General features: G+C 69.0%; 22 protein-coding genes. 8 read left to right on the top strand and 14 right to left on the bottom strand.

The window, feature by feature from the left end; all coding sequences use genetic code 11:
- Positions 1 to 186 (top strand): rhodanese-like domain-containing protein (locus Q4P07_RS06155; RefSeq protein WP_368660254.1); only part of this gene is annotated, 186 nt, incomplete at its 5' end.
- 52 nt (positions 187 to 238) lie between these two features.
- Here Q4P07_RS06155 and dusB read toward each other — a convergent pair.
- Both dusB and Q4P07_RS06165 read right to left on the bottom strand, forming a co-directional pair.
- Entirely contained in the window at positions 239 to 1519 is a 1281-nt protein-coding gene (dusB, locus tag Q4P07_RS06160; RefSeq protein WP_303374026.1) for a tRNA dihydrouridine synthase DusB, read from the bottom strand.
- 11 nt (positions 1520 to 1530) lie between these two features.
- Positions 1531 to 2940: a glycine--tRNA ligase gene (locus Q4P07_RS06165; protein ID WP_303374027.1), complete on the bottom strand. Its 1410-nt coding sequence runs from the start codon at positions 2938 to 2940 to the stop codon at positions 1531 to 1533.
- A gap of 57 nt (positions 2941 to 2997) precedes the next feature.
- On the opposite strand from Q4P07_RS06165, the gene Q4P07_RS06170 reads away from it, so the two are divergent.
- From Q4P07_RS06170 to Q4P07_RS06190, 5 genes are all read left to right on the top strand, one after another.
- A complete protein-coding gene (locus Q4P07_RS06170) occupies positions 2998 to 3333 on the top strand; it encodes a DUF6703 family protein (RefSeq protein ID WP_303374028.1) in 336 nt (111 codons plus the stop codon).
- A 78-nt stretch (positions 3334 to 3411) separates the two neighbouring features.
- Positions 3412 to 4353 carry a metal ABC transporter substrate-binding protein gene (locus Q4P07_RS06175; RefSeq protein ID WP_303374029.1) on the top strand — a complete coding sequence of 314 codons (942 nt, stop codon included), beginning with the start codon at positions 3412 to 3414 and terminating at the stop codon, positions 4351 to 4353.
- Positions 4350 to 5087, top strand: coding sequence for a metal ABC transporter ATP-binding protein (locus tag Q4P07_RS06180; protein ID WP_303374030.1), 738 nt, complete (start codon positions 4350 to 4352; stop codon positions 5085 to 5087). The genes Q4P07_RS06175 and Q4P07_RS06180 overlap by 4 nt, the downstream gene beginning before the upstream one ends.
- The gene (locus Q4P07_RS06185; protein ID WP_303374031.1) at positions 5084 to 6118 is read left to right on the top strand and encodes a metal ABC transporter permease; all 1035 of its coding nucleotides are present in this window, start codon (positions 5084 to 5086) and stop codon (positions 6116 to 6118) included. Before Q4P07_RS06180 ends, Q4P07_RS06185 begins: the two co-directional genes overlap by 4 nt.
- Positions 6115 to 6510 (top strand): Fur family transcriptional regulator, encoded by a 396-nt coding sequence (locus Q4P07_RS06190; protein ID WP_303374032.1) that lies wholly within the window; start codon positions 6115 to 6117, stop codon positions 6508 to 6510. The genes Q4P07_RS06185 and Q4P07_RS06190 overlap by 4 nt, the downstream gene beginning before the upstream one ends.
- Positions 6511 to 6529: 19 nt before the next feature.
- On the opposite strand, the gene Q4P07_RS06195 is transcribed toward Q4P07_RS06190, so the two are convergent.
- Both Q4P07_RS06195 and recO read right to left on the bottom strand, forming a co-directional pair.
- Positions 6530 to 7321, bottom strand: coding sequence for an isoprenyl transferase (locus Q4P07_RS06195; protein WP_303374033.1), 792 nt, complete (start codon positions 7319 to 7321; stop codon positions 6530 to 6532).
- Position 7322: 1 nt separating this feature from the next.
- On the bottom strand, positions 7323 to 8054 hold the full coding sequence (gene recO, locus Q4P07_RS06200; RefSeq protein WP_303374034.1) for a DNA repair protein RecO: 732 nt from the start codon (positions 8052 to 8054) through the stop codon (positions 7323 to 7325).
- Between the two features lie 128 nt (positions 8055 to 8182).
- Between recO and Q4P07_RS06205 the strand changes: the two genes are divergently transcribed.
- Positions 8183 to 9244: a tellurite resistance/C4-dicarboxylate transporter family protein gene (locus Q4P07_RS06205; RefSeq protein ID WP_303374035.1), complete on the top strand. Its 1062-nt coding sequence runs from the start codon at positions 8183 to 8185 to the stop codon at positions 9242 to 9244.
- Positions 9245 to 9271: 27 nt separating this feature from the next.
- Positions 9272 to 9907, top strand: a complete 636-nt coding sequence (locus tag Q4P07_RS06210) for an alpha-ketoglutarate-dependent dioxygenase AlkB (protein WP_303374036.1) — start codon at positions 9272 to 9274, stop codon at positions 9905 to 9907.
- A gap of 13 nt (positions 9908 to 9920) precedes the next feature.
- Here Q4P07_RS06210 and ptsP read toward each other — a convergent pair whose 3' ends face one another.
- The 10 genes from ptsP to hrcA all read right to left on the bottom strand — a co-directional run bounded on the left by ptsP (position 9921) and on the right by hrcA (position 21899).
- Complete coding sequence (ptsP, locus tag Q4P07_RS06215; RefSeq protein WP_303374037.1) at positions 9921 to 12569, bottom strand: phosphoenolpyruvate--protein phosphotransferase; 2649 nt, start codon at positions 12567 to 12569, stop codon at positions 9921 to 9923.
- Between the two features lie 16 nt (positions 12570 to 12585).
- Positions 12586 to 13212, bottom strand: a complete 627-nt coding sequence (gene dhaL / locus Q4P07_RS06220) for a dihydroxyacetone kinase subunit DhaL (RefSeq protein WP_303374038.1) — start codon at positions 13210 to 13212, stop codon at positions 12586 to 12588.
- Between the two features lies 1 nt (position 13213).
- Positions 13214 to 14242 (bottom strand): dihydroxyacetone kinase subunit DhaK, encoded by a 1029-nt coding sequence (gene dhaK / locus Q4P07_RS06225; protein ID WP_303374039.1) that lies wholly within the window; start codon positions 14240 to 14242, stop codon positions 13214 to 13216.
- A 69-nt stretch (positions 14243 to 14311) separates the two neighbouring features.
- Entirely contained in the window at positions 14312 to 15241 is a 930-nt protein-coding gene (gene era, locus Q4P07_RS06230) for a GTPase Era (protein WP_303374040.1), read from the bottom strand.
- Positions 15231 to 16652 carry a hemolysin family protein gene (locus tag Q4P07_RS06235; RefSeq protein WP_303374041.1) on the bottom strand — a complete coding sequence of 474 codons (1422 nt, stop codon included), beginning with the start codon at positions 16650 to 16652 and terminating at the stop codon, positions 15231 to 15233. Before Q4P07_RS06235 ends, era begins: the two co-directional genes overlap by 11 nt.
- Positions 16649 to 17149, bottom strand: coding sequence for an rRNA maturation RNase YbeY (ybeY, locus tag Q4P07_RS06240; protein ID WP_303374042.1), 501 nt, complete (start codon positions 17147 to 17149; stop codon positions 16649 to 16651). Before ybeY ends, Q4P07_RS06235 begins: the two co-directional genes overlap by 4 nt.
- Positions 17146 to 18165 carry a PhoH family protein gene (locus tag Q4P07_RS06245; RefSeq protein WP_303374043.1) on the bottom strand — a complete coding sequence of 340 codons (1020 nt, stop codon included), beginning with the start codon at positions 18163 to 18165 and terminating at the stop codon, positions 17146 to 17148. Before Q4P07_RS06245 ends, ybeY begins: the two co-directional genes overlap by 4 nt.
- Before the next feature lie 13 nt (positions 18166 to 18178).
- A complete protein-coding gene (locus Q4P07_RS06250; protein ID WP_303374044.1) occupies positions 18179 to 19576 on the bottom strand; it encodes an MFS transporter in 1398 nt (465 codons plus the stop codon).
- A 78-nt stretch (positions 19577 to 19654) separates the two neighbouring features.
- Positions 19655 to 20776 (bottom strand): molecular chaperone DnaJ, encoded by a 1122-nt coding sequence (dnaJ, locus tag Q4P07_RS06255; RefSeq protein WP_303374045.1) that lies wholly within the window; start codon positions 20774 to 20776, stop codon positions 19655 to 19657.
- A 103-nt stretch (positions 20777 to 20879) separates the two neighbouring features.
- Positions 20880 to 21899 (bottom strand): heat-inducible transcriptional repressor HrcA, encoded by a 1020-nt coding sequence (gene hrcA / locus Q4P07_RS06260; RefSeq protein WP_303374046.1) that lies wholly within the window; start codon positions 21897 to 21899, stop codon positions 20880 to 20882.
- Between the last annotated feature and the right edge of the window lie 45 nt (positions 21900 to 21944).

Here is a 21944-nt window from a genome sequence, read left to right on the forward strand (position 1 = left end):
GCCGGGGCCGACACTCAGACCCCGAGCGTTATCTACTGCGGGTCGGGCGTGCAGGCCGCCCACCTGGCGCTGGCGCTGGAGGCCCGGGAGCTTGGCCCGCAGGCTCCCGCGGTCTACATCGGGTCGTGGAGCGACTGGATCACCGACGCGGAACGGCCGGTGGCCACGGGGCCGGGCGCTCGCTGAGGCCGCAGCACACGGGTGGAGAGGTCAGGGGCACGCCGTCTCCACGCCCGAGTCAGCCTCCGGACACGGACAGCTCTGCCTGCGCGATCGTGGTCCGCTGCTGCCCGTCGAGCTCACGGGAAGCGAGCCAGCGGTCGGGCAGCGCCACGATCCGGGACGAGCCTGCCCGGCCGCGCTGCCCCTCGGCGTCGCCTGGCCAGGCCTGGTCCAGATCGAGCCCGGCGACGAGGCGGTCCAGGTCGGTGAGAGTGTTGATGAGCCCGAGTTGCTGACGCACCTGGCCGCCGACAGCGAAGCCTTTGAGATACCACGACACGTGCTTGCGGATGTCCCGGCAACCCTTGGCCTCCTCGCCATGGAAGTCGACGAGCAGCTCCGCATGCCGGCGCAGGACACGACATACCTGCGCCAGATCCGGGGTGACGCGCACGTGCGAGCCCGCGAAAGCGGCGGCCAGGTCGGTGAACAGCCACGGGCGGCCAAGGCAGCCGCGACCGACGACGACCCCGTCGCACCCGGTCTCGCGCACCATCGCCAGCGCATCGTCGGCGGACCAGATGTCACCGTTGCCCAGGACCGGGATGGAGGTGACCGCTGCCTTGAGCTCGGCGATCCGGGGCCAGTCGGCCCGCCCCGAGTAGGCCTGAGAGGCGGTCCGCGCGTGCAGCGCCACCGCGGCGGCACCTTCGTCCTCCGCGATCCGGCCCGCATCGAGGAAGGTGAGGTGGTCGGCGTCGATCCCCACGCGCATCTTGACCGTGACGGGTATGCCGCCGGCCGCCCCCCCGCGCACGGCCGCTGCGACGATACCTCGGAAGAGCTCGGTCTTCCACGGCAGCGCCGCGCCTCCACCCTTGCGGGTCACCTTGGGGACCGGACAGCCGAAGTTGAGGTCGATGTGGTCGGCGCGGTCTTCCTCGACCAGCATCCGGACGGCGCGTCCGACGGTGGCTGGGTCGACGCCGTAGAGCTGCACCGAACGGGGCGTCTCTTCCGGGCCGTGCTCGATCAGCTTCATCGAGATCGGGGTGCGCTCCACGAGCGCGCGGCTGGTGATCATCTCGCTGACGTAGAGGCAGGCCGATCCCCCAGCCCCCCGCGCGTCCCCAGGCCTGTCCTGTTTCTCGACACTGCCGACACTGCCGACACCGGGGGCAGCCGGCCGGCCTGGTCCAGCCGCCGCCAGACCCTCGTCGCCATACTCCCGGCACAGCTGCCGGAACGCTCTATTGGTGATCCCGGCCATGGGTGCCAGCACCACCGGCGAGGCGATGGTGAGCGGACCGATCTGCAGCGGCGGCAGGACGGGCGCGGTGAGCGTGGGAGCAGACATCACCGACCCAGTCAGCAGCCGATCAGGCGCTGGGCCAGATAGCCCTCGACCTGATCTAGGGAGACGCGCTCCTGATTCATCGAGTCACGGTCCCGGATGGTGACGGCCTGGTCCTGCAGTGTGTCGAAGTCGACCGTGACGCAATAGGGGGTGCCGATCTCGTCCTGGCGACGGTATCGGCGCCCGATCGCGCCCGCGTCGTCGAAGTCGACCATCCAGTGCTGCCGCAGCGCGGCGGCCAGGTCGCGGGCCTTGGGTGAGAGGTCGGCGTTGCGCGACAGCGGCAGCACAGCCACCTTCATCGGTGCCAGGCGCGGGTCGAGGCGCAGCACGGTGCGCTTGTCGACGCCGCCCTTGGCGTTGGGCGCCTCATCCTCGGTGTAGGCGTCGACCAGGAAGGTCATCAAGGACCGTGACAGGCCGGCTGCCGGCTCGATGACGTAAGGGGTGTAGCGCTCCCCTGTTGCCTGGTCAAAGTAGGACAGGTCCTGGCCCGAGTGCTCGCTGTGCGTCGTCAGGTCGAAGTCGGTGCGGTTGGCGACCCCCTCCAGCTCGCCCCATTCGCTGCCGGCGAAGTTGAAGCGATACTCGATGTCCACGGTGCGCTTGGCATAGTGCGACAACTTCTCCTGCGGGTGCTCGAACAGCCGCAGATTCTCCCGGGCGATGCCGAGGTTGACGTACCAGTTCATCCGCTCATTGAGCCAGTACTCGTGCCACTCCTCGTCCTCGCCGGGCTTGACGAAGAACTCCATCTCCATCTGTTCGAACTCTCGGGTCCGGAAGATGAAGTTGCCCGGCGTGATCTCGTTACGGAAACTCTTGCCGGTCTGCGCGATACCAAAGGGCGGCTTCTTGCGGGTGGCCGTCATGACGTTGGCGAAGTTGATGAAGATGCCCTGGGCGGTCTCGGGACGCAGGTAGTGCAGTCCCGACTCATCCTCGATGACGCCGAGGTAGGTCTTGAGCATCATGTTAAAGGCACGTGGAGGTGTCCAGGCCTTGTTGCCGCAGTTGGGACAGGTGATCGTGTCGAGGTCGACGGTGTCCGGGTCGACCTCCGCGCCATCCTTGGCCTTCTTCGACAGTTTGGCGGCCACTGCTTCCTGCAGGTGGTCCACCCGGAAACGCTTGTGGCAGGACTGGCACTCGCTGAGGGGGTCGGAGAACTCCCCCACGTGTCCGGAGGCGACCCAGGTCTTCAACGGCAGGATGATCGAGGAGTCCAGTCCGACAATGTCGTCGCGGGTCTGCACCATGGAGCGCCACCACTGTGCCTTGATGTTTTCCTTCAGGGCCACGCCCAGGGGCCCGTAGTCCCACGCAGACCTGGTGCCGCCATAGATCTCCCCGCACGGGAAGACGAAGCCGCGGCGCTTGCAGAGGGACACAACCGTATCGACGGTGGAGGTGGGGGCCATGGGTCCACAGTCTAGAGGGCGCAAAAAGAAGTCCCGGACCCCTATTAGGCTGGGCCGGTGTCCACTTCGCCTCAGCCTCCGCCCGTCCCCGACCCGGCCAGGGAGCCGAGCCCGACGCGCCGTCGCATCGAGCAGGCGTCTGTCCCGGCCCTCACCACCCTGGCCAAGCTGCCGGTGTGGCTGCCCTTCCTCGTCCTTCTGCTGCTCATCCTCGGTGGCGGCTTCCTCGGTGGTTTCCTGGGCTGGGCCTTGGTCACGGTTGCTCTCCTCTTCGTGTTCTGGCTGCTGTATCTGTCCTGGCCCCGACTGGCCCCGGTCGAACGCGTGATGAGGGTCGCGATCCTGCTGCTCTTTCTGGTCGTCGCCGTCACCCAACTTCTCCCTCGCGGCTGAGTTCTGAACCCTGCGCGGACGGTGGTGTGACGCTCATCTCGACTTGACAATGATTCTCATATCTAGTCAAGTGAGAACATGTTTTGGCGCCCCCTCCTGTTGCTCACGCTGCCCGTCAGCCTGCTCCTGGCAGCGTGCGGGACGGGAGGCAGCGTCCCGGCCGCCGGCCCAGACCAGGTCAGCATCGCTGCCAGCTTCTATCCGTTGGAGTACCTCACCAGCCGGATCGCCGGTGACCACGCGGTCGTCACGACCCTCACGGGACCGGGCGTCGAGCCGCACGAGGTCGAGCTGAGCCCCCGCGTCGTCGGCTCGCTCTCCTCCACCGACCTCGTGGTCTATGCCCGGGGGCTGCAGCCGGCGGTCGACTCAGCCGTCGACGGGCAGGCTGCCGACCACCAGCTCGATGTGAACACGGCCATCAACCTCCTACGCCTCGAGGGGGACGGGACCGAAGAAACCCAGGCCCACGAGGGTGATGATGGTCACGACCACGGCAACGTGGACCCGCACTTCTGGCTCGACCCGACCCTCTACCAGAAGGTAGGTGCGTCGATCGAACGCGAGCTGGCCACCCTGGACCCCGCGCACGCGGCCGACTACGAGGCCAATCTGGCGGACCTCAGCCGCGACCTGACTGCCCTGGACAAGGACTATGTGGAGGGGCTTGCCAGTTGCGCCAGCCGGACCCTGGTCACCACCCACCAGGCGTTCGGCTACCTGGCGCACCGCTACGACCTGCACGAGATCAGCATCACCGGACTGGCTCCCGACACCGAGCCCTCCCCGGGCCGCCTCGCCGAGGTCACCGCGCAGATCCGCGATCAAGGGGTCACCACCGTCTTCACCGAGCCGCTCCTCTCGGACGTGGTCGCCCGCACGGTCGCGGCCGAGACCGGCACCGGGGTGCTGATCCTCGACCCGGTCGAGGGGCTGACCTCCTCATCGGCCGGCACCGACTACCTACAGATCATGCGAGCCAACCTGTCATCACTGCGGGAAGGACTGGACTGCCCGTGAACACCTCAGCACCCGCTCTCAACCTGCACCAGGTCGCGTTCGGCTACCGGGGACAGGCCGTCGTGACGGACGTGGACCTGGTGGTCACCCGCGGCCAGGTCATTGCCGTCCTTGGCCCCAACGGCTCGGGCAAGACCACCCTGGTCAAGGGCCTGCTGGGCCTGGCCGAGCACCTCAGCGGCGAGGTCGAGGTGCTCGGGGCGCCGCTCGCGCGGCTGCGGGACCGGACGCGCCTGGGCTATGTGCCCCAACGCCATACCCTCAATGGCGGCGTGCGCGCGACGGCGAGCGAGATCGTGGCCACCGGACTGCTCGCCACCCGGCCGTGGTGGAGGCCCGCTCGCGCCGCCGACCACCAGGCCGTGCATCGCGCCCTGGAGATCGTCGGGCTGGCCGACCGCGCCCGGTTTGACGTGGACACCCTCTCCGGCGGCCAGCAGCGCCGGGTGCTCATCGCCCGAGCTCTCGTCGCGAACCCTGAGGTGCTCGTGATGGACGAACCCACCGCCGGTGTCGACAGCGCCAGCCAAGTGATCCTGGCCGGCGTCCTGCAACAGCTGGGGGCCGCTGGGACGACGATGCTCATCGTCACGCACGAGCTCACCGCGCTGCGCGGCATCGTGGACCGGATCGTCGAGGTGGACAGCGGCCACCTCACTTTCGACGGCTCACCGCAGGGCTACGCCGAGCACCAGCGCCGACAGGCTCTCCTCGCCGGACGGGTGCAGTCATGACCGAGATGCTCAGCCTGGACTTCATGCGCAATGCATTGATGGCGGCGCTCTGCGTCGGCCTCGCCGCCCCCCTCGTCGGCATCTTCTTGGTGCAGCGCCGGCTGTCCCTCATCGGTGACGGCCTGGGCCATGTCGCGCTCGCCGGCGTAGCGGTCGGAGTGCTCACCCAGACGACCCCCATCCTCACGGCCCTGGCAGCGGCAGTGGCCGCGGGCGTGGCGATCGAGCTGATCCGCTCCCTGGGGCACACCTCGGGCGACATCGCCCTGGCCCTGATGTTCTACGGCGGCATCGCGGCGGGCGTCGTCATCATCAACCGCGTCGACGGTGCGCAGACGGGCAACCTGACGGGCTACCTCTTCGGCGCGATCGCGACCACCTCCCGCAGTGACCTCGTCGTCTTCGCGGCGCTGTCCGCGATGATCGTCCTGGTCACCCTCGTGCTGCGCAAGCGACTGTTCGCGGTCGCCGGCGACGAGGAGTTCGCCCGTGCCAGCGGCCTGCCGGTGCTGGCGCTCAACATCCTGCTGGCGGTCCTGACCGCGGTCACGGTCGTGGTGGCGATGCGGGTCATCGGGCTCCTGCTCATCAGCGCGCTGATGATCATCCCCAACGCCGCCGCACAACAGCTGTCCGGCAGCTTTGCCGCGGCCGTGCGCTGGGCGGTCGCCTTCGGCGTGATCTCCTCGGTGGGTGGCGTCACGGCCTCCTACTATCTCGACACCGCCTCGGGCGGCACCGTCGTCCTCCTGTCCATCCTGCTCTTCTTCCTGGCAGGAGCAGCAGGTATGGCGATGCGCCACCTTGCGCGACTGCGGCACCGCAGCGCCGAGCGACACGTGCACGAGCACGGTCCCGGATGCGGCCATGATGCGGTGGTGCACGGCGACCACGTGGACTATCTGCACGACGGACACCTGCACGCCGCGCACGAGGGGCACTACGACGAGCACCACGACAAGCACGACGAGCACGAAAAGCTGGGCGTGCCCGACACCACGGGCGCCGCGACCCCAGGCGAGAAGCGATGAGCACCCCGCCGCGCCGCCCGACCCGGCAGCAGAGCGCGGTGGTGGAGGCGCTGACGCGCTCCGAGGAATTCCTCAGCGCGCAGGACCTGCATGCGCAGCTCCGCGCCAACGGCGCCAAGGTCGGCCTGGCCACCGTCTATCGCACCCTGACCGCGCTCGCCGCCGCCGGCGAGATCGACATGCTCCGCACGGACGAGGGTGAGGCGGTCTACCGCCAGTGCTCCACCGGTCACCATCACCATCTCGTCTGCCGGGACTGCGGTCGCACCGTGGAGATCGAGGGGCCGGCGGTAGAACGTTGGGCTGACGGGGTCGGCGCCGAGCACGGTTTTACCAACGTCAGCCACACCCTCGAGGTCTTCGGCACCTGCGCCGAGTGCTCCGCGCAGTGACGTCGCCCGTGCCCTTGGGCTAGCTGCCGGCTTCGTCGACGGCTCCGCCGTAACGGCGGTCGCGGTCGACATACTGCTCGATCGCCTGCCACAGGTGCCGGCGGTCGAAATCTGGCCACAAGGTGTCCAAAAACACCATCTCGGCATACGCGCTCTGCCACATCAAGAAGTTGGAGGTCCGCTGCTCCCCCGAGCTGCGCACGAAGAGGTCGACGTCGGGGAGCTGGGGGTGGTAGAGGTAGCGGCCGATGGTGCGCTCGTCGATGCCGCGTGGATTGAGCCGGCCAGCCTTGACGTCCTCGCCGATCCGGCGCACCGCGTCAGCGACCTCGGCACGTCCGCCATAGTTGACGCAGAAGTTGAGCGTGATCACGTCGTTGTCGCTGGTCCGCCGTTGCGCGTCCTCGAGCTCGGAGACCACCGACTTCCATAGGCGTGGCGTGCGACCGGACCAGACTACGCGGACGCCCCAGGAGTCGAGCTCCTCACGGCGCCGATGGATGACGTCGCGGTTGAAGCCCATGAGGAAGCGGACCTCCTCGGGGCTGCGGCGCCAGTTTTCGGTGGAGAATGCGTAGGCGCTGAGGCACTTGACGCCGATCTCGATGCCACCGGCGATCACGTCGAGCAGCGCCGCCTCCCCTGCCTCGTGCCCCTGCGTGCGTTTGAGCCCACGCTGGTTGGCCCACCGCCCGTTGCCATCCATGACGATCGCGACGTGGGTAGGTATGCGCTCACGCGGGATCGCGGGCGGTCCCACCCCCGTGGGATGGGGGTAGGGCGCGACGGGTGCTCGCTTGGTCGTGCTCACCTCAGGTGATCCTCTCGACATGGCGCAGCGACCGCACCCCACGCTCCAGGTGCCATTGCAGATAGGCCGCGATGAGGCCGCTCGCCTCGCTCTGGTGACGATGCTGACTCACGTCGGCAACGCTCCAGTCCCCAGCAAAGAGTGCCCTCAACAGGTCCATCGTCTCCGGCGCCGGGGCCGATGAGCCGGGGGGCCGACAGGACGGGCAGACGATACCGCCGGACGGGACGTGGAAAGCGCGGTGCGGACCGGCCATGCCGCACCGCGCGCAGTCGTGCAGGCTGGCTCGCCACCCGCCGATAGCCAGGGCACGGAGCAGGTAGGAGTCCAGGACCAGTCGCGAGTCGTGCTCGGCGGTGGCGAGCGCCGCCAGCCCCCCGGCGAGCAGCTTGAAGTGCTGGACCGCAGGCTCTCCCTCCTCGGTGAGCTGGTCGCAGGTCTCCAGCATCACGTTGGCGGCGGTGAAGGCGGGATAGTCATGGGCGATCGCCTCGCCGTAGGAGGCCAGAGAGACCGCCTGGGTCACGGTGTCGAGGTTGCGGCCCTCATAGCACTGGACGTCCACGACCATGCCCGGCTCGAGCCTGGCCCCGAACTTGCTCTTAGTCCGGCGCACCCCCTTGGCCACGGCGCGCACCTTGCCGCGACCCCGCGTCAGCATGGTGACGATGCGGTCGGCCTCACCCAGTTTGTGCGTGCGCAGCACGAGGGCTGCTTCGCGATAGGTGACCATGTCCTCATTCTCCCTCCCCGCGCTGCCAAAGCCGACCGGACGCGCCCGACGGTCGGGCCCTCACCGGCGCGGCACGAGCACCGGCCGACACCCCACCAGGGTCGACGCTCTGACGGTAGCCTCAGAAGGTGCGCTCCCGCCCTGCTGTTGCGATCGCCGCGGCCGTCGAATCCCTGACGCCCGGCTACTTCGCTCTCGTCATGGCCACTGGAATCGTGTCGCTTGCCCTCGACCTCGCCGGCCACCGCTTCAGCTCTCTGGTCTTGTTCGCGATCGCGGCCATCAGCTATGTCGTCCTGCTGGTGCTCAACGGCTGGCGTCTCCTCGCCTACCGTGCAGCGATGGTGGCCGACTTTCGCAACACGCGTCGGGCCTTCGGCTTCTTCACCTTCGTCGCCGGGACCAACGTCCTGGGGGCACGAGCAGCCGGCGAGGGGTGGCATTCCCTCACCGCCGTGCTGCTGGCGGTCGCCCTGCTCGTGTGGCTGGTATTTGGCTACGTCATCCCGTGGAGCGCAGTCGTCGGCCGCCAGGAGCGGCCCGTGGTGGCGGCGGCCAACGGCACCTGGTTCATCTGGGTGGTCGCGAGTCAGTCGGTCGCCGTCGCGGCCGCCAGCTTGCAGCCCGTCTACCTGCAGTGGCGGCAGGGCCTGGCGATCATCGCCGTGTTCTCCTGGTCCGTGGGCGTCTTCCTGTATGCCGCCTCAGCCGTGTTCGTCTCGCTGCGCCTGATGCTCTACCCCCTCGAGCCGAAAGACATCGACCCGCCCTACTGGGTGGCGATGGGCAGCATCGCCATCACCGTGGTGGCTGGCGCGATGATCGTGGAGCTGGGCAGTGCGCCGATGGTCGACGCGACCCGCGCGCTCATCGCCGGGCTCTCCGTCGTCTTCTGGTGCTTCGCCACGTGGTTGATCCCGGTGCTCATCGCGATGGGCTGGTGGCGTCACCGTGTCCATCGGGTTCCGCTCGTCTACGAACCGACCCTGTGGAGCATGATCTTCCCGCTCGGGATGTATGCCGTGGCCAGCACCTATCTCGGGCGCGCCGACCACCTGCCCATCCTGGCGAGCATCGGGGCAAACTGGTTATGGGTAGCGGTATTGGCCTGGGCGCTGACTTTCATCTCGATGCTGCGCCACCTGTGGCTGATGGTCCTCTCGCCGTCGGCGCGTGTCCCGGTCGCTTGATTCGAACATGCGTACTACGCTGCGTGGATGATGCTGCAAGGATCGTTGCTCGATCAGGTCGACGAGCTGGGCCTCCGTCCGCTGGCGTCAGCGGTGCGTCGCTCGAACCTCGATCAGGGCGCCTGGATCGACGTGCGCCCTGGCTGGGTGACCGGCTCGGACGACCTCTTCGCACGACTCGCTCTGGGCGGCTCAGGTGGTGTGCAGTGGCGAGCGGAGCAGCGACAGATGTGGGACAAGGAGGTCGCCACGCCCCGCTTGCTGCGCTTCTACGGCGAGGGTGAAGCGCTGCCCGACCCCATCGTGGAGCAAGCGCGTGATGAGCTCAGCGCCTACTACGCGCCCCAGCTCGGTGAGCCGTTCCGCACCGCGGGCATGTGCCTCTACCGCGACGGGCGCGACAGCGTCGCCTGGCACGGCGACCGGTTCGGTCGCAGCGCACAACTGGACACGATGGTGGCGATCGTGAGTCTTGGCGCTCCCCGAGCGTTGCTGCTGCGCCCTCGCGGCGGCGGTCAGAGCACTCGCTACGTGCTGGGATTCGGCGATCTGCTCGTCATGGGAGGCTCCTGCCAGCGCACCTGGGACCACTGCGTGCCCAAGACCAGCCAGCCGGTGGGACCACGGATCAGCATCCAGTTTCGCACCCGCGGCGTGCGCTGATCCCGCCACGCCCTCAGCCGGCCCGGCGAGCCAGCAGCGCTCGGACCGCGCCGGCGTCCGCACATACCAGGGCCTGGTCGGCCACCTCGCGGAGCTGCGCTGACGAAGCGTGGCGAAGCCTCTCCTTGACCAGCGGCACGCTGCTCACGGACGCGCTGAGCTCTGTAATCCCCAGTCCGACTAAGAGCCCCGCGAGGTCGGGATCGGCAGCCATCGAGCCGCACAGACCGACCGGGAGTCCCACCGGGACCTCGTCACAGACGCGCCGGATGAGGGCGAGGACGGCCGGCTCAAGAGGGTCGGACCACCGTTGCAGCACAGGGTTGCCGCGCTCGGCAGCCAGCACGTACTGCGTCAGGTCGTTGGTGCCGATAGAGACGAAGTCCAGACCTGTGGTCAGCGACGCCGCCTCGATCGCGGCCGCCGGGGTCTCGATCATGATGCCGACCTTCGGCGCTCCGCCCCCCGACCCCGCCCGACGCATGGCGGACTTCACCAGGTCCACGGCGAAGGCGACGTCGGAGCGGGTCGCCACCATCGGGAAAAGGACGCTGATCTCCTGATCACGGGCGACCCGGCAGATCGCCTCCACCTGGTCGAGCAGGATCTGCGGATCCTCCACAAAGGCCCGCAGGCCCCGTGCGCCCAGGAACGGGTTGGTCTCGACCGGGGTCGGGATGAACAGGAGCGGCTTGTCGCCGCCGACGTCCCAGGTGCGCAGGGTCACGGGGTAAGGCGCACACGCCTGCGCGATCTGGCTATACACCTCGACCTGTTCTTGCACGGTGGGGGCGGTGCGCCAGCGGGCGAAGACTGCCTCGCTGCGCACCAGGCCGGAGCCGTGCGCTCCCATCGTCGTTGCGAAACGGGCCTCGGAGAGGGAGGCGACATTTGCCCTGACGACCAGGGTCACTCCGTCCCGCAGGACGACCGGCTGGCCAGATCGCTCCAGAGCTCGTGCCCGCTCGGCCAGCCGATCAGCCAGCACCTGCTCGAACTCGGCCAGGACGTCTGGCGACGGGTCCACCTCGAGCCGTCCGGACCGCACGTCGAAGGCCACGGTCGTCCCTGAGGGGACGTCGATCGCCTCCCCCGCGCCAGTGAGGACGGGCACCCCCCTTGCCGTGGCGATCAGCACACCGTGCCCGGTGACCCCGCCGGAGCGCGTGATGACCCCCTGCACCATGCGGGTGTCCAGGGAGATAGCCAGCGCCGGGTCCAGTTCGTCGACCACGAGCACACCGTGCGCCAGCTGCTCCGGCTCCTCCAGCCCGAGCAGGAGACGCTGGACCCGCTCCCCGATGCCGCGCACGTCCTGGGCGCGTTCGCGTTGGTAGGGGTCGCTCAGATCTGCGAAGCGTGCGGCAGCCTGGTGGATGCTGGCTGGCCAGGCGGTCGTCGCGGGCTGACCGGCGGCCACCCTGGCCTCGACGTCGGCGTGGATCTGCGGGTCGCGCAGCAGCAGACTGTGCGCCTCGAAGACCTCGGCCTCCCCCTCGCCGAGGTGCCGCAGCGCCCGTGCGCGGAGCTCGCCGAGCCGCTCGACCGCGGTGTCGACAGCCGAACGCCAGGCCGCCTGCTCGACCACGATGTCGGTGTCCTCCGTGGCTTCTGCGCCCCCGTTTTCGGGCGGCTCCAGGTGCACATCGGTCCGCACGACCGGGCCGACAGCAGCGTCCAGCCCGGAGCCCGCGACTCCCGGCTCCGGGGAGACCGAGGGTGCGATCGATCCCTGCTCGGCCACCGGCACCACCGCCAGCGGCGCTTTGGGCAGCTCACGGTCGCTGAAGCCTCGTGCCGCCAGCTCGACGAGCCGGTATAGCACCTCCTGCGCCCTGGGCCCACGAGCCTGCGCAAGCAACACGTTGCCCCGCTGGGCATCCAGGGTCGCGACCGCGGTCAGGCTGAGGGCATCGACGGGGCCTCGCCCGGACGTGAGGTCGCGCAGCTCCAGCGTCGTGTCCGGCGCGACCGACCCGGCCAGCGCGACCACTCGTGCCGCTGGTCGGGCGTGCAGACCGTGCTCCGAGAGGACGGACAGCTCCACCGAAGGGGCATCGACGACGTCATCCACGTCACCCTCATGACGACGGGGATCCGCCGACCCAGCGGCAGCGGCAGCGCTGCCTCCTTCTGCTTTGTCTCCAGTGCCCGCGACGGCGTCATTGGTGGACGGCGCGTCGGTGTCGCCGTGACCCAGCTGGCTGGCCTTCGAGCGCAGCCCGGCCTCCGCCTCTCGCGCGACGGCCGCGAGGTCCAGACCGGCGCCCGCCGCCACCACCGCGGCGACCAGTCCCTCCACCAGGGGTGCGGGGCTGAGCATCACCCGGCGGGCGAGGTCCGGCTCCACGAGCTCCAGGGCCATCTCGGCGGAGAGCACCGCGCTGCCGAGGTCGAGCAGCACCAAGACCCCGTCCTGCCCGGCGGCGTCACCAGCGCGGACCATCGCGTCTGCGACGGCTGCCGCGTCGGTGCCGGTCACGCCGTGCGTTGCAGTCCTCGCGTCGCTGAGCGCGCTGCCGGGACCAGCGCTGGTGGTGGGGTCCAGGCCCGCAGCGACCTCGATCGCCGGTCCACCCCGCTCCGGCAGCATCTCCGCGGCCAGTGCGACAGCGGCCTGGGCCAGGGCTCGACTGTGCGAGACGACCACGATGGAGATCACGTGCCCACCGCCTTGCTCACCCGAGGGTGCGTGCGGCCGACCGCAGCAGCATGGCAGTGCTTGTCGCGCCCGGGTCCAGGTGACCGACGCTGCGCTCCCCCAGATAGGAGGCGCGACCCTTGCGTGCGACCAACGGCTCGGTCGAGTCGCGCCCCACCTCAGCAGCGTCTGCGGCGCTCTGCAGGCACGCTCTCAGGTCGGCACCGGCCAGCGACGCCTGCTCATAGGCCGCCAACGCCGGCGCAAACGCGTCATACATGGTCTTGTCCCCGACCGCGGCCTTCCCGCGCGCCACCACCCCGTCCACCCCTGCGTGGAACGCCTGTCCGAACCGGCGGGCGGTCACCTCTTGCGTCGCGGACAGCGGACCGGCAAGGCGCAGGAAGAACGTCCCGTAGAGGGGCCCCGCGGCTCCGCCGACTGTGCTCACCAGGGTCATGCCGACCTTCTTGAGGTAGGTGTCGATACTGGCGAACTGCTCACCCTCAGCCAGTTCAGCTGACGCCGTGAAGCCGCGCGCCATGTTGGTGCCGTGGTCGCCGTCGCCGATCGCACGGTCGAGGTCGGTCAGATGTCCGGACTCGTCCCGCAGCGTCGCGGCCGCGTCGCGCAGCCAGGCTTGGAAAGCTGCCAGGTCCGCCATCTCAGACCCCCCACCGCAGGCCGGGGGTGTTGACCGGTGCGTCCCAGAGCCGCAGCAGCGCTTCATCGACCTTGAGCAGGGTCACGGAGCACCCTGCCATGTCGAGGGAGGTGATGTAGTTGCCGACCAGGTTGCGCTTCACTCTCACACCGTAGCCATCAAGTAGTCGCCTGACCTCCCCATACATCAGGTAGAGCTCCATGAGTGGGGTCCCGCCCATGCCGTTGACCATCGCGATCACGCTGTCCCCGTGCTGCAGGCCGAGGTGCTCCACTACGGGCTCGAGGAGGTCAGCGGCGACTTGTGCCGCCGGAGCGATCGGCAAGCGCGCGCGGCCGGCCTCTCCGTGGATGCCGACGCCCATCTCCATCTCGTCCTCACCGAGCTCGAACGTCGGCTTTCCCACGGCGGGGACGGTGCAGGAGGTAAGCGCCATCCCCATCGACCGGCCCTGGTCATTGACCCGCTGCGCGACCGCGAGGCACTGCGCCAGTGTCTGTCCTTCCTCGGCAGCCGCCCCGACGATCTTCTCCATCAGCACGGTGAGGCCCACGCCGCGGCGTCCGATGGTGAAGGCGCTGTCCTGGACAGCTACGTCATCGTCGACGACGACGGTGGCCACCTGCTCTGCATCCCCGCTGCGCCAGGCGCCGTCGTCGTCCAGCTGCGCCAGCTCGAGCGCCATCTGGAAGTTCATGACGTCGCCGGTGTAGTTTTTCACGATGTGCAGCACCCCTGCGCCACCGTCCACGGCCTGCGTGGCCGCCAGGATCTGGTCGGGGACGGGCGAGGTGAAGATTTCGCCGCAGCAGGCGGCGTCGAGCATGCCCACCCCTACATAACCGCTGTGCAGGGGCTCGTGGCCGGTGCCTCCACCCGAGACCAGCCCCACCTTGCCGGCCACGGCCCCTCCGGCACGCAGGACGAGACGGTGCTCGGTGTCGATCCGGAGGCGGTCCGGGTGGGCGGCGGCCATCCCAGCAAGCGCCTCGACGACGACATCGGCGGGGTCGTTGAGCAACTTCCTCATGCGCCCACTCTGCCACTTGGTGGCGGCGACACGGGTCGGTGCTGGGCCTGGAACGAGAGCTTCGGTGCTTTAGAAGCCGAGCCGGTCCAACTGCTTGGGGTCGCGCTGCCAGTCTTTGGCTACCTTGACGTGCAGGTCGAGGTAGATCCGGTGCCCGAGGATCTTCTCGATCCCGATGCGCGCCGTCGACCCCACGTCTCGCAGCCGCGACCCACCACGGCCGATGATGATCGCTTTCTGGCTGGGTCGCTCGACATAGACGTTGACGCGCACGTCGCTCATCGGGTCGTTCTCGGGACGATCCGGGCGGGGCACGATCTCCTCGACCTGGACGGCGAGACTGTGCGGCAGCTCGTCGCGCACCCCCTCCAGCGCGGCCTCCCGGACGAGCTCGGCGATGAGCACGGCCTGCGGCTCGTCGGTCAGCTGCTCGCTGGGATAGAGCTGCGGCGACTCCGGCAGATGGGAGGTGAGCAGCTTGCCCACAAGCTCGACCTGCTCACCGCTCACCGCGGAGCAGGGCACGATCTGCGCCCAGTCCCCGAGACGGTCGATGGCGACCAGGTGCTCCGCGAGACGGTCGCGGTCCACGGCGTCGGCCTTGGTCGCGATCGCGACCACAGGCACCCTGCGCACGCGCTGCAACTCCAGGAGGTCGTTGGCGATGTAGGTGTCTCCCGGGCCGACCCGCTGGTCGGCGGGCAGGCAGAAGCCGATCACGTCGACCCCGAGGAGCGTGTCACGCACCAGGTTGTTGAGTCGCTGCCCCAGGAGCGATCGGGGCCGGTGCAGTCCCGGGGTGTCGACCAGGATCAGTTGCGCTTCGTCCGTGGTCATGATGCCGCGGATGGTGTGCCGTGTGGTCTGGGGCTTGGATGAGGTGATCGCCACCTTGGCGCCGACCAGGGCGTTGGTCAAGGTCGACTTGCCCGCGTTAGGCCTGCCGACGAGAGCCGCAAAACCGCTGCGGTATGGCGTGGGTTGGGGATCAGTGGGCACGCGAGTCCTCCGGGGTCGGCTCTGTGGTCGGGTCGCTAGTGTTGCGGTCGCGTCGGTCACGCCGGGGGCGATCACGGCCCCGGCTGCTGCCGTCGTCGTGTCCCTCCCCCTCAACGCCCTCGCCATCGGCAGTCGTGTTCGGCGCCGGGTCGAGCTTACGGACGAGCACTGTCGCGACCCGGCGCCGGCGGCCGGCCATCCGCTCGGCGCTCAGCTCCAGCCCCGCGATCTCGCCGGTAGAGCCCTGGATAGGCACCATCCCGATGATGGAGGCCAGCAGCCCGCCCACGGAGTCGACATCCTCAGACTCGATCTCGACCTCGAAGAGCTCGGCCAGGTCGTCGACGGGCAGGTTAGCGGGCACCCGGACCAGCTCCGCGCCGTCCTCAGCTATGAGTTCCTCGATCTCCGCCTCGGCCCGATCGTATTCGTCAGTGATCTCGCCGACGATCTCTTCGAGCACGTCCTCGATGGTGATCAGCCCCGCGGTGCCGCCGTACTCGTCGATGACGAGGGCGACGTGCTGGCTCTCCCGCTGCATCTCCTTGAGCAGGTCGTCGACCCGCTTCATCTCCGGGACGCGCGTGATGGGCCGCATCACCTCGGTGACCGGCATCGCATCCGCAGAGGCGCCGTTGGCATTGACCTGCCGGATGACGTCTTTGAAGTAGAGGATCCCGAGCACGTCATCGGTGTCCTCACCGATGACCGGGACGCGCGAGAACCCGGAGCGAAGGAACAGCGACATCGCCTTGCGCAGCACCTTTTCGGACTTGATGGTGATGAGGTCCGGTCGGGGCACCATGACCTCGCGCGCCACGGTGTCGCCGAGCTCGAAGATCGAGTGGATCATCTCCCGCTCGTCCTGCTCGATCACCGCGGACTCTCCCGCCAGATCGACGAGGTCGCGCAGCTCGGACTCGGAGGCGAACGGCCCGTCGGCGTAGCCGTGGCCAGGGGTGACGGCATTGCCGAAGAGGACCAGCAGCTTAGCGACGGGTCCCAGGAAGAGCCGGAGCAGGCGCACGATCGGTGCCGCCGTGAGGGCTACCGCATCGACGTGCTGCCGGCCGAGGGTGCGGGGGGAGACGCCGACGAAGACAAAGGACACCACCGCCATGATCGCGGTCGCGATCATGGCGGTCTGCCAGTGCGAGTCGGTGCGGATGTCGACCGCGACGGTGACGGCCACTGCGGTGGCGGCCTCGGCGGTCACCCGCACGAACGTAGCGACCGCCATGAAGGGTGCGGGCGCCGTCGTGATCCGCACCAGAGCCCGCGCACCCTGCCGCCCCTCATCGAGGAGCTGCTCGGCCCGGTGCCTGCTCATCCGCTGGAGGGCTGTCTCTCCAGCAGTGAGGAGGAAGGTGATCGACGTCGTGACGACCGCCAGGATGATCAGGGACGTCATACCTGTCCAGGCTCTGGGGCTGCCGTCGTGGTGCGGCCACGCTGGGCCAAGAAGGTCAACAGCAAGGTGCGCTGCAGATCAAACATCTCGCGCTCCTCATGCGGCTCGGCGTGGTCGAAGCCCAGCAGGTGCAGGATCCCGTGGGTGGTCAGCAGCAGGAGTTCGTCGCCGACCGCGTGACCGGCTGCGCTCGCCTGGGCGCGCGCCACCGCGGGGCAGAGCACGACGTCACCGAGCAGCCCGGGCACCGGCTCCTGACCATCACGGCTGGGACGGATCTCGTCCATCGGGAAGCTCATCACATCAGTGGGGCCGGGCAGGTGCATCCACTGCTCGTGCAGGCTGGCCATGGTCGCTTCGTCGACTAAGGAAATCGTCAGCTCGGCGAGGGGGTGCACCCGCATCTGCTCCAGCACGTGGCGACCGAGGTCGGCCAGCTCCTGCTCCGGGACCGGCGAGGGGACCTCGCTGCTCTCGTTGAGGACCTCGATGCTCACTTCTTGTCCTTGCGTTGGCGGGCACCGGCGCGCGCGTCGTGTCGGCCATACGCGTCTACGATCTGGCTGACCAACCGGTGGCGCACCACGTCGTCGGACGTCAGAGTGGCGAAGTGGATATCCTCGACTCCCTGGAGAATCCCCTCGACCACCTTCAAACCGGAGCTGGTGCCCCTGGGCAGGTCGACCTGGGAGGTGTCACCGGTGATGACCATCTTGGAGCCGAAGCCCAGACGGGTCAGGAACATCTTCATCTGCTCCGGAGAGGTGTTCTGCGCCTCGTCCAGGACGATGAAGCTGGAGTTGAGAGAGCGACCTCGCATGAACGCCAGGGGCGCCACCTCGATCGTGCCTGCTGCCATCAATCGGGGTATGGAGTCCGGGTCGACCATGTCGTGGAGCGCGTCGTAGAGGGGGCGTAGGTAGGGATCGATCTTGTCGTTGAGCGTGCCCGGGAGGAATCCGAGGCGCTCCCCCGCCTCCACCGCGGGCCGGGTCAGGATGATCCGGTTGACCAGTTTGGCCTGCAGCGCCGCGACCGCCTTGGCCATCGCCAGATAGGTCTTGCCGGTGCCGGCCGGGCCGAGCCCGAAGACGATCGTGTTGGTGTCGATCGCGTCGACATAGTGCTTTTGGTTAAGCGTCTTGGGCCGGATCGTGCGGCCGCGGGCACTGAGGATGTTCATCGTCAGCACGTCGGCAGGACGACCGGTGGCCGAGGAGCGCAGCATGCCGATCGAACGCTCGACGGCGTCCCGGTTGAGGGGCTGGCCGGTGCTGCTGACCGCTAGCAACTCGTCGATCAGCCGCTCAGCGACGGCCATCTCGCCGACGTCGCCGGCCAGATGGAACTCGTTGCCCCGCACGTGGATGTCCAGCTGCGGGAAGGCCCTCTCCATGGTCCGCAGCAGCTCGTCCCGAGGGCCGAGCAGGGTCACCATCTGGACGTCGTCGGGCAGGACGACGGTGTGGGTGGGCGAGGAGCGCTCGACGGGGCGCAGTGGAGCTTCGGTCATCAGGTGGCCCATCCTAGGCCGAGCCATGCAGCGGGGCGGTCGGAAGCGGTGGCCTGGCGCGCGCTGCGCTGACCACAGTGAGGGCGCTGACGCAGATCGCGACCGCCAGCGTGCCCACAAAGGCGGTGTGTGGTGCGCTCTGGTAGTAGATCCCGAAGACGACGCCGGTCAACGCGAGCGAGAGTGCGCTCATGAGCGCCTCCCCCACTGAGAGCGCGGAGGTATTGCGGCCGATCTCGGAGGCCGGCGAGAGGCGCATGGTCAGGAGCGTGGTCGTCGGGTAGGCGAGGCCGACGCCCAAGGTGGCCATGCCATAGAGCCCGATGAGCAGCCAGCCCGGCCACTGCGCCCACATCGCGACGCCGATGAGCACCATGAAGCCCGCAAAGATGCTCGCGCCGACCATCATCACTCGGTAGCGGTCGGTAGCCTCCGGCAGCCGGCCCTGGATCCACGACCCGACTGCCCAACTGACAGAAGCGGCCGCGAGCACGCCGCCCGCCATCGCCGGCGAGTATCCGTGCTCGTCACGGAGCATGAGCGGCAGGTAGGCCTCGGCCGCGATGAACCCTCCACCCATCGCGCTGCGGGCTCCGATCACCGAGGGCAGCCCGCGACCGAACCGTAGTGTGCGGGCGGGCAGCAGATGCAGACTGGCGGCCAGCAGGACCGCGACGGCCACGGCTCCCACCACCCACTCCACGGGTCGGATCGAGTCCCCCGCCAGGTTGAGCAGGCCGACGCTCACCGCGGCGGCCACGGCCCAGACGACGACGGACGGTTTGAGGTATGGCGAATCGTCGCCGGCGTGCGTGGCCGCCAAAGCACGCCAAAGGACGAGCAGCGAGAGGCCAACCAAGGGCGCGACCCCGAGGAAGACCCAGCGCCACGACAGGTGTTGCACGAGGACCCCGGTCAGGAGCGGTCCGGCCAGTCCTGGGACGACCCAGGCGGCCGCGAGCAGCGAGAAGACGGCTGGGCGGCGGACGTCGGGGATGCGTTGGGCGATCACCACATACAGCGCGACGATGGACAGCCCGCTGCCCAGGCCCTGCAGCGCACGCCCGACGGAAAAGATCTCCATCGTCGGGCTGAGCCCACTGAGCACCAGGCCCCCCGTGAAGAGTGCGGTGCCGGCGACAACGACCGGCTTGGGACCGGCGCGGTCCGACCACCACCCGCCGACGATCATGCCGATCACGCTGGCGGCAACCATCGCGCCGAAGGCCATGTTGTAGAGGTGGTAGCCATCCAGGGCCTCGGCGACGGTGGGCATGGCTGCCCCGACCGCGATGTACTCCAGCGCGAAGATCGCGATGAGGGCGGTCGCGCCGACCGAGGCGCTGCGCAGGCCGGGTGCGAAGATCGAGCGTGGCACAGGGATCTCCGCGACCGCCGGGGAGATGCTCATCTTCCTGTCCGCCCGTCGAGGCGGGCCCGGGCTGCGGGGCGGGCGGTCGAAGTGTGCGGCGCGGTCACGACCGGCCCGTCAGCGGCCGAGCAGTGCATCCCACAGCTTGCCCTTGCGCGAGTGTGTTGCGCTGGTCATCTTGCCCTCCGGGCGGGACTCTCCGCGCTCGCGGGCCAACTCGGTGAGCAGGTCGCGCTGGGCGTCGGTCAGACGCGTCGGGACCACGACGTCGAGGTGGACGACGAGGTCGCCTCTACCCTGACCACGTAGGTGGGTCACACCACGGTCTGCGAGGGTGACCGTCTGGCCAGGCTGGGTGCCCGCCTCGACCTGGACGTCGCTGGCACCGTCGAGCGTCTCCACCGGGATGGTGGTCCCCAGCGCGGCAGCGGTCATCGGCACCTCGACGGTGCAGTGCAGGTCGTCGCCGCGACGGTGGAAGATCTCGTGCGGCTCGACCGCGATCTCGACGTAAAGGTCCCCTCCCTGGCCGCCGAACGGCCCGACCTCCCCCTCCCCGCCGAGCTGGATGCGGGTGCCCGTGTCGACGCCGCCGGGGACCTTGAGGGTGAGCTCACGCCTGGTGCGCACCCGGCCCTCGCCGGAGCAGTCGAAGCACGGGTGGTCGATGACGTCGCCATAACCGCGGCAGGCCTGGCACGGACGGGAGGTCATCACCTGGCCCAGGAAGGACCGCTGGATCTGCTGCACCTCTCCGCGTCCAGCGCAGATCTCGCAGCGGTGCGTCCCGGTGCCGGGCTGACTTCCCGCGCCGGAGCAGGTGGTGCACAGGATGGCGGTGTCCAGGGTGAGGCTCTGCTCGCCGCCGAAGACCGCAGTCGGCAGGTCGATGTCCAGCCGGACGAGGGCGTCGTGGCCGCGCTGGACGCGCGAGCGCGGTCCGCGGTGCCCCGCGGCAGTGCCGCCGAAGAAGGCGTCCATGATGTCGGTGAAGGTGAAGCCCTGACCGTAACCACCCGAAGCACCGCCGTAGGGGTCCTGGCCGCGGTCGTAGGAGTCACGCTTCGTCGTGTCGGAGAGCACGTCATAAGCCTGGGAGACGCGTTTGAACTCTGCCTCCGCGTCCGCCCCGGGGTTGACGTCCGGGTGCAGCTTGCGGGCCTTCTTGCGGTAGGCCTTCTTAATCTCTTCGATCGTGGCGTCGCGGGAAACCCCGAGGTCTGCGTAATAGTCGTTCACGGCGTGCGGCGTCCTTGTGTCGTGGTCCCGGGTCTAATTCCTGGCAACGGTGGGTGGGGGTCGGGTTATGCCCGATGGTGCTCAGATCGGGGTATGAGGTGAGTCACCCGTCGAGGATCTCGGCGACGTAGTGGGCCACCGTACGGACGGCCGCCATGGCGTGCGGGTAGTCCATCCGGGTGGGGCCGACGACGCCCAGGCCGCCGGTCGCGCCGTAGTTGGTGGTGATCACCGAAGTGGTGCGGAGCGGCTCGTAAAGATTTTCCCCTCCGATCGAGACCGCCACGGCGTCTCCGTCCGTGAGCGTCGACATGCTGCCCATCAGCCGGAGCAGGACGACGTGCTCCTCGAGCGCGTCCAGGACATCGGACAGGGAGGTGGGGAAGTCGCTGCCGACCCTGGCCAGGTTGGCGGTGCCGGCGAGGGCCACCCGGTCATCGCTCTCTTCATGGGCAGCGTCGGCGAGAGCCACGTTGACCGCGCGCGCGACCGCCCGGCTCTCCTCGGGGACGGCATCGATGACGGGCAGGAGCCGGGCCTGGACCGCAGGCAGCGGGTGCCCGACGGCCGCGGCGTTGACACGGTTGCGCAGGTTGGCGACCAGCTCCTCCGAGCCGGCGAGGTCGCGACCGACGTCAACCACCCGCTGCTCGACGCGACCCGTGTCGACGATGAGCACGACCATGAGCCGCGGGCCGCCGAGGGGGACCAGCTCGATGTGCCGCACGGTGGAACGGGACAGGCTGGGGTAGGCCATCACGGCAACCTGGTGCGTCAGACTGGAGAGCAGCCGGGTGGTCCGGCCGACGACATCGTCCAGGTCGTGCGCGCCATGCAAAAAACGCTCGATGGCGACGCGCTCGCCGCGGGTCAGGGGCTTGACGGCCGAGAGCCGGTCGACAAAAAGACGGTAGCCGGCATCGGTGGGGACGCGGCCGGCGCTGGTGTGCGGCGCAGTGATCAGGCCCTCCTCCTCGAGGGCAGCCATGTCGTTGCGGACCGTCGCCGCGGAGACGCCGAGCCGGTGGCGCTCCAGAAGTGCCTTGGAGCCGACTGGCTCGGAGGTGCTGACATAGTCCTGGACGATGGCGCGCAGCACGGCGAGACGGCGCTCTTCGATCATGACTAGCTCCTCTCGCTGGCCCAACTCCCTCGCGGTGGGCAGCCC

The sequence above is a fragment of the Ornithinimicrobium sp. genome (assembly GCF_030537745.1).
GTDB lineage: Bacteria > Actinomycetota > Actinomycetes > Actinomycetales > Dermatophilaceae > Ornithinicoccus.

Excerpts from the sequence above, each read along its gene's own strand:
- recO (WP_303374034.1), bottom strand. The coding sequence starts at position 8,054 with ATGGTCACCTATCGCGAAGCAGCCCTCGTGCTGCGCACGCACAAACTG.
- Q4P07_RS06190 (WP_303374032.1), top strand. The coding sequence starts at position 6,115 with ATGAGCACCCCGCCGCGCCGCCCGACCCGGCAGCAGAGCGCGGTGGTG.
- Q4P07_RS06175 (WP_303374029.1), top strand. The coding sequence starts at position 3,412 with ATGTTTTGGCGCCCCCTCCTGTTGCTCACGCTGCCCGTCAGCCTGCTC.
- Q4P07_RS06250 (WP_303374044.1), bottom strand. The coding sequence starts at position 19,576 with ATGAGCATCTCCCCGGCGGTCGCGGAGATCCCTGTGCCACGCTCGATC.
- dusB (WP_303374026.1), bottom strand. The coding sequence starts at position 1,519 with ATGTCTGCTCCCACGCTCACCGCGCCCGTCCTGCCGCCGCTGCAGATC.
- Q4P07_RS06210 (WP_303374036.1), top strand. The coding sequence starts at position 9,272 with ATGATGCTGCAAGGATCGTTGCTCGATCAGGTCGACGAGCTGGGCCTC.
- hrcA (WP_303374046.1), bottom strand. The coding sequence starts at position 21,899 with ATGATCGAAGAGCGCCGTCTCGCCGTGCTGCGCGCCATCGTCCAGGAC.
- Q4P07_RS06165 (WP_303374027.1), bottom strand. The coding sequence starts at position 2,940 with ATGGCCCCCACCTCCACCGTCGATACGGTTGTGTCCCTCTGCAAGCGC.
- dhaK (WP_303374039.1), bottom strand. The coding sequence starts at position 14,242 with ATGAGGAAGTTGCTCAACGACCCCGCCGATGTCGTCGTCGAGGCGCTT.
- Q4P07_RS06185 (WP_303374031.1), top strand. The coding sequence starts at position 5,084 with ATGACCGAGATGCTCAGCCTGGACTTCATGCGCAATGCATTGATGGCG.
- Q4P07_RS06235 (WP_303374041.1), bottom strand. The coding sequence starts at position 16,652 with ATGACGTCCCTGATCATCCTGGCGGTCGTCACGACGTCGATCACCTTC.
- Q4P07_RS06245 (WP_303374043.1), bottom strand. The coding sequence starts at position 18,165 with ATGACCGAAGCTCCACTGCGCCCCGTCGAGCGCTCCTCGCCCACCCAC.
- dhaL (WP_303374038.1), bottom strand. The coding sequence starts at position 13,212 with ATGGCGGACCTGGCAGCTTTCCAAGCCTGGCTGCGCGACGCGGCCGCG.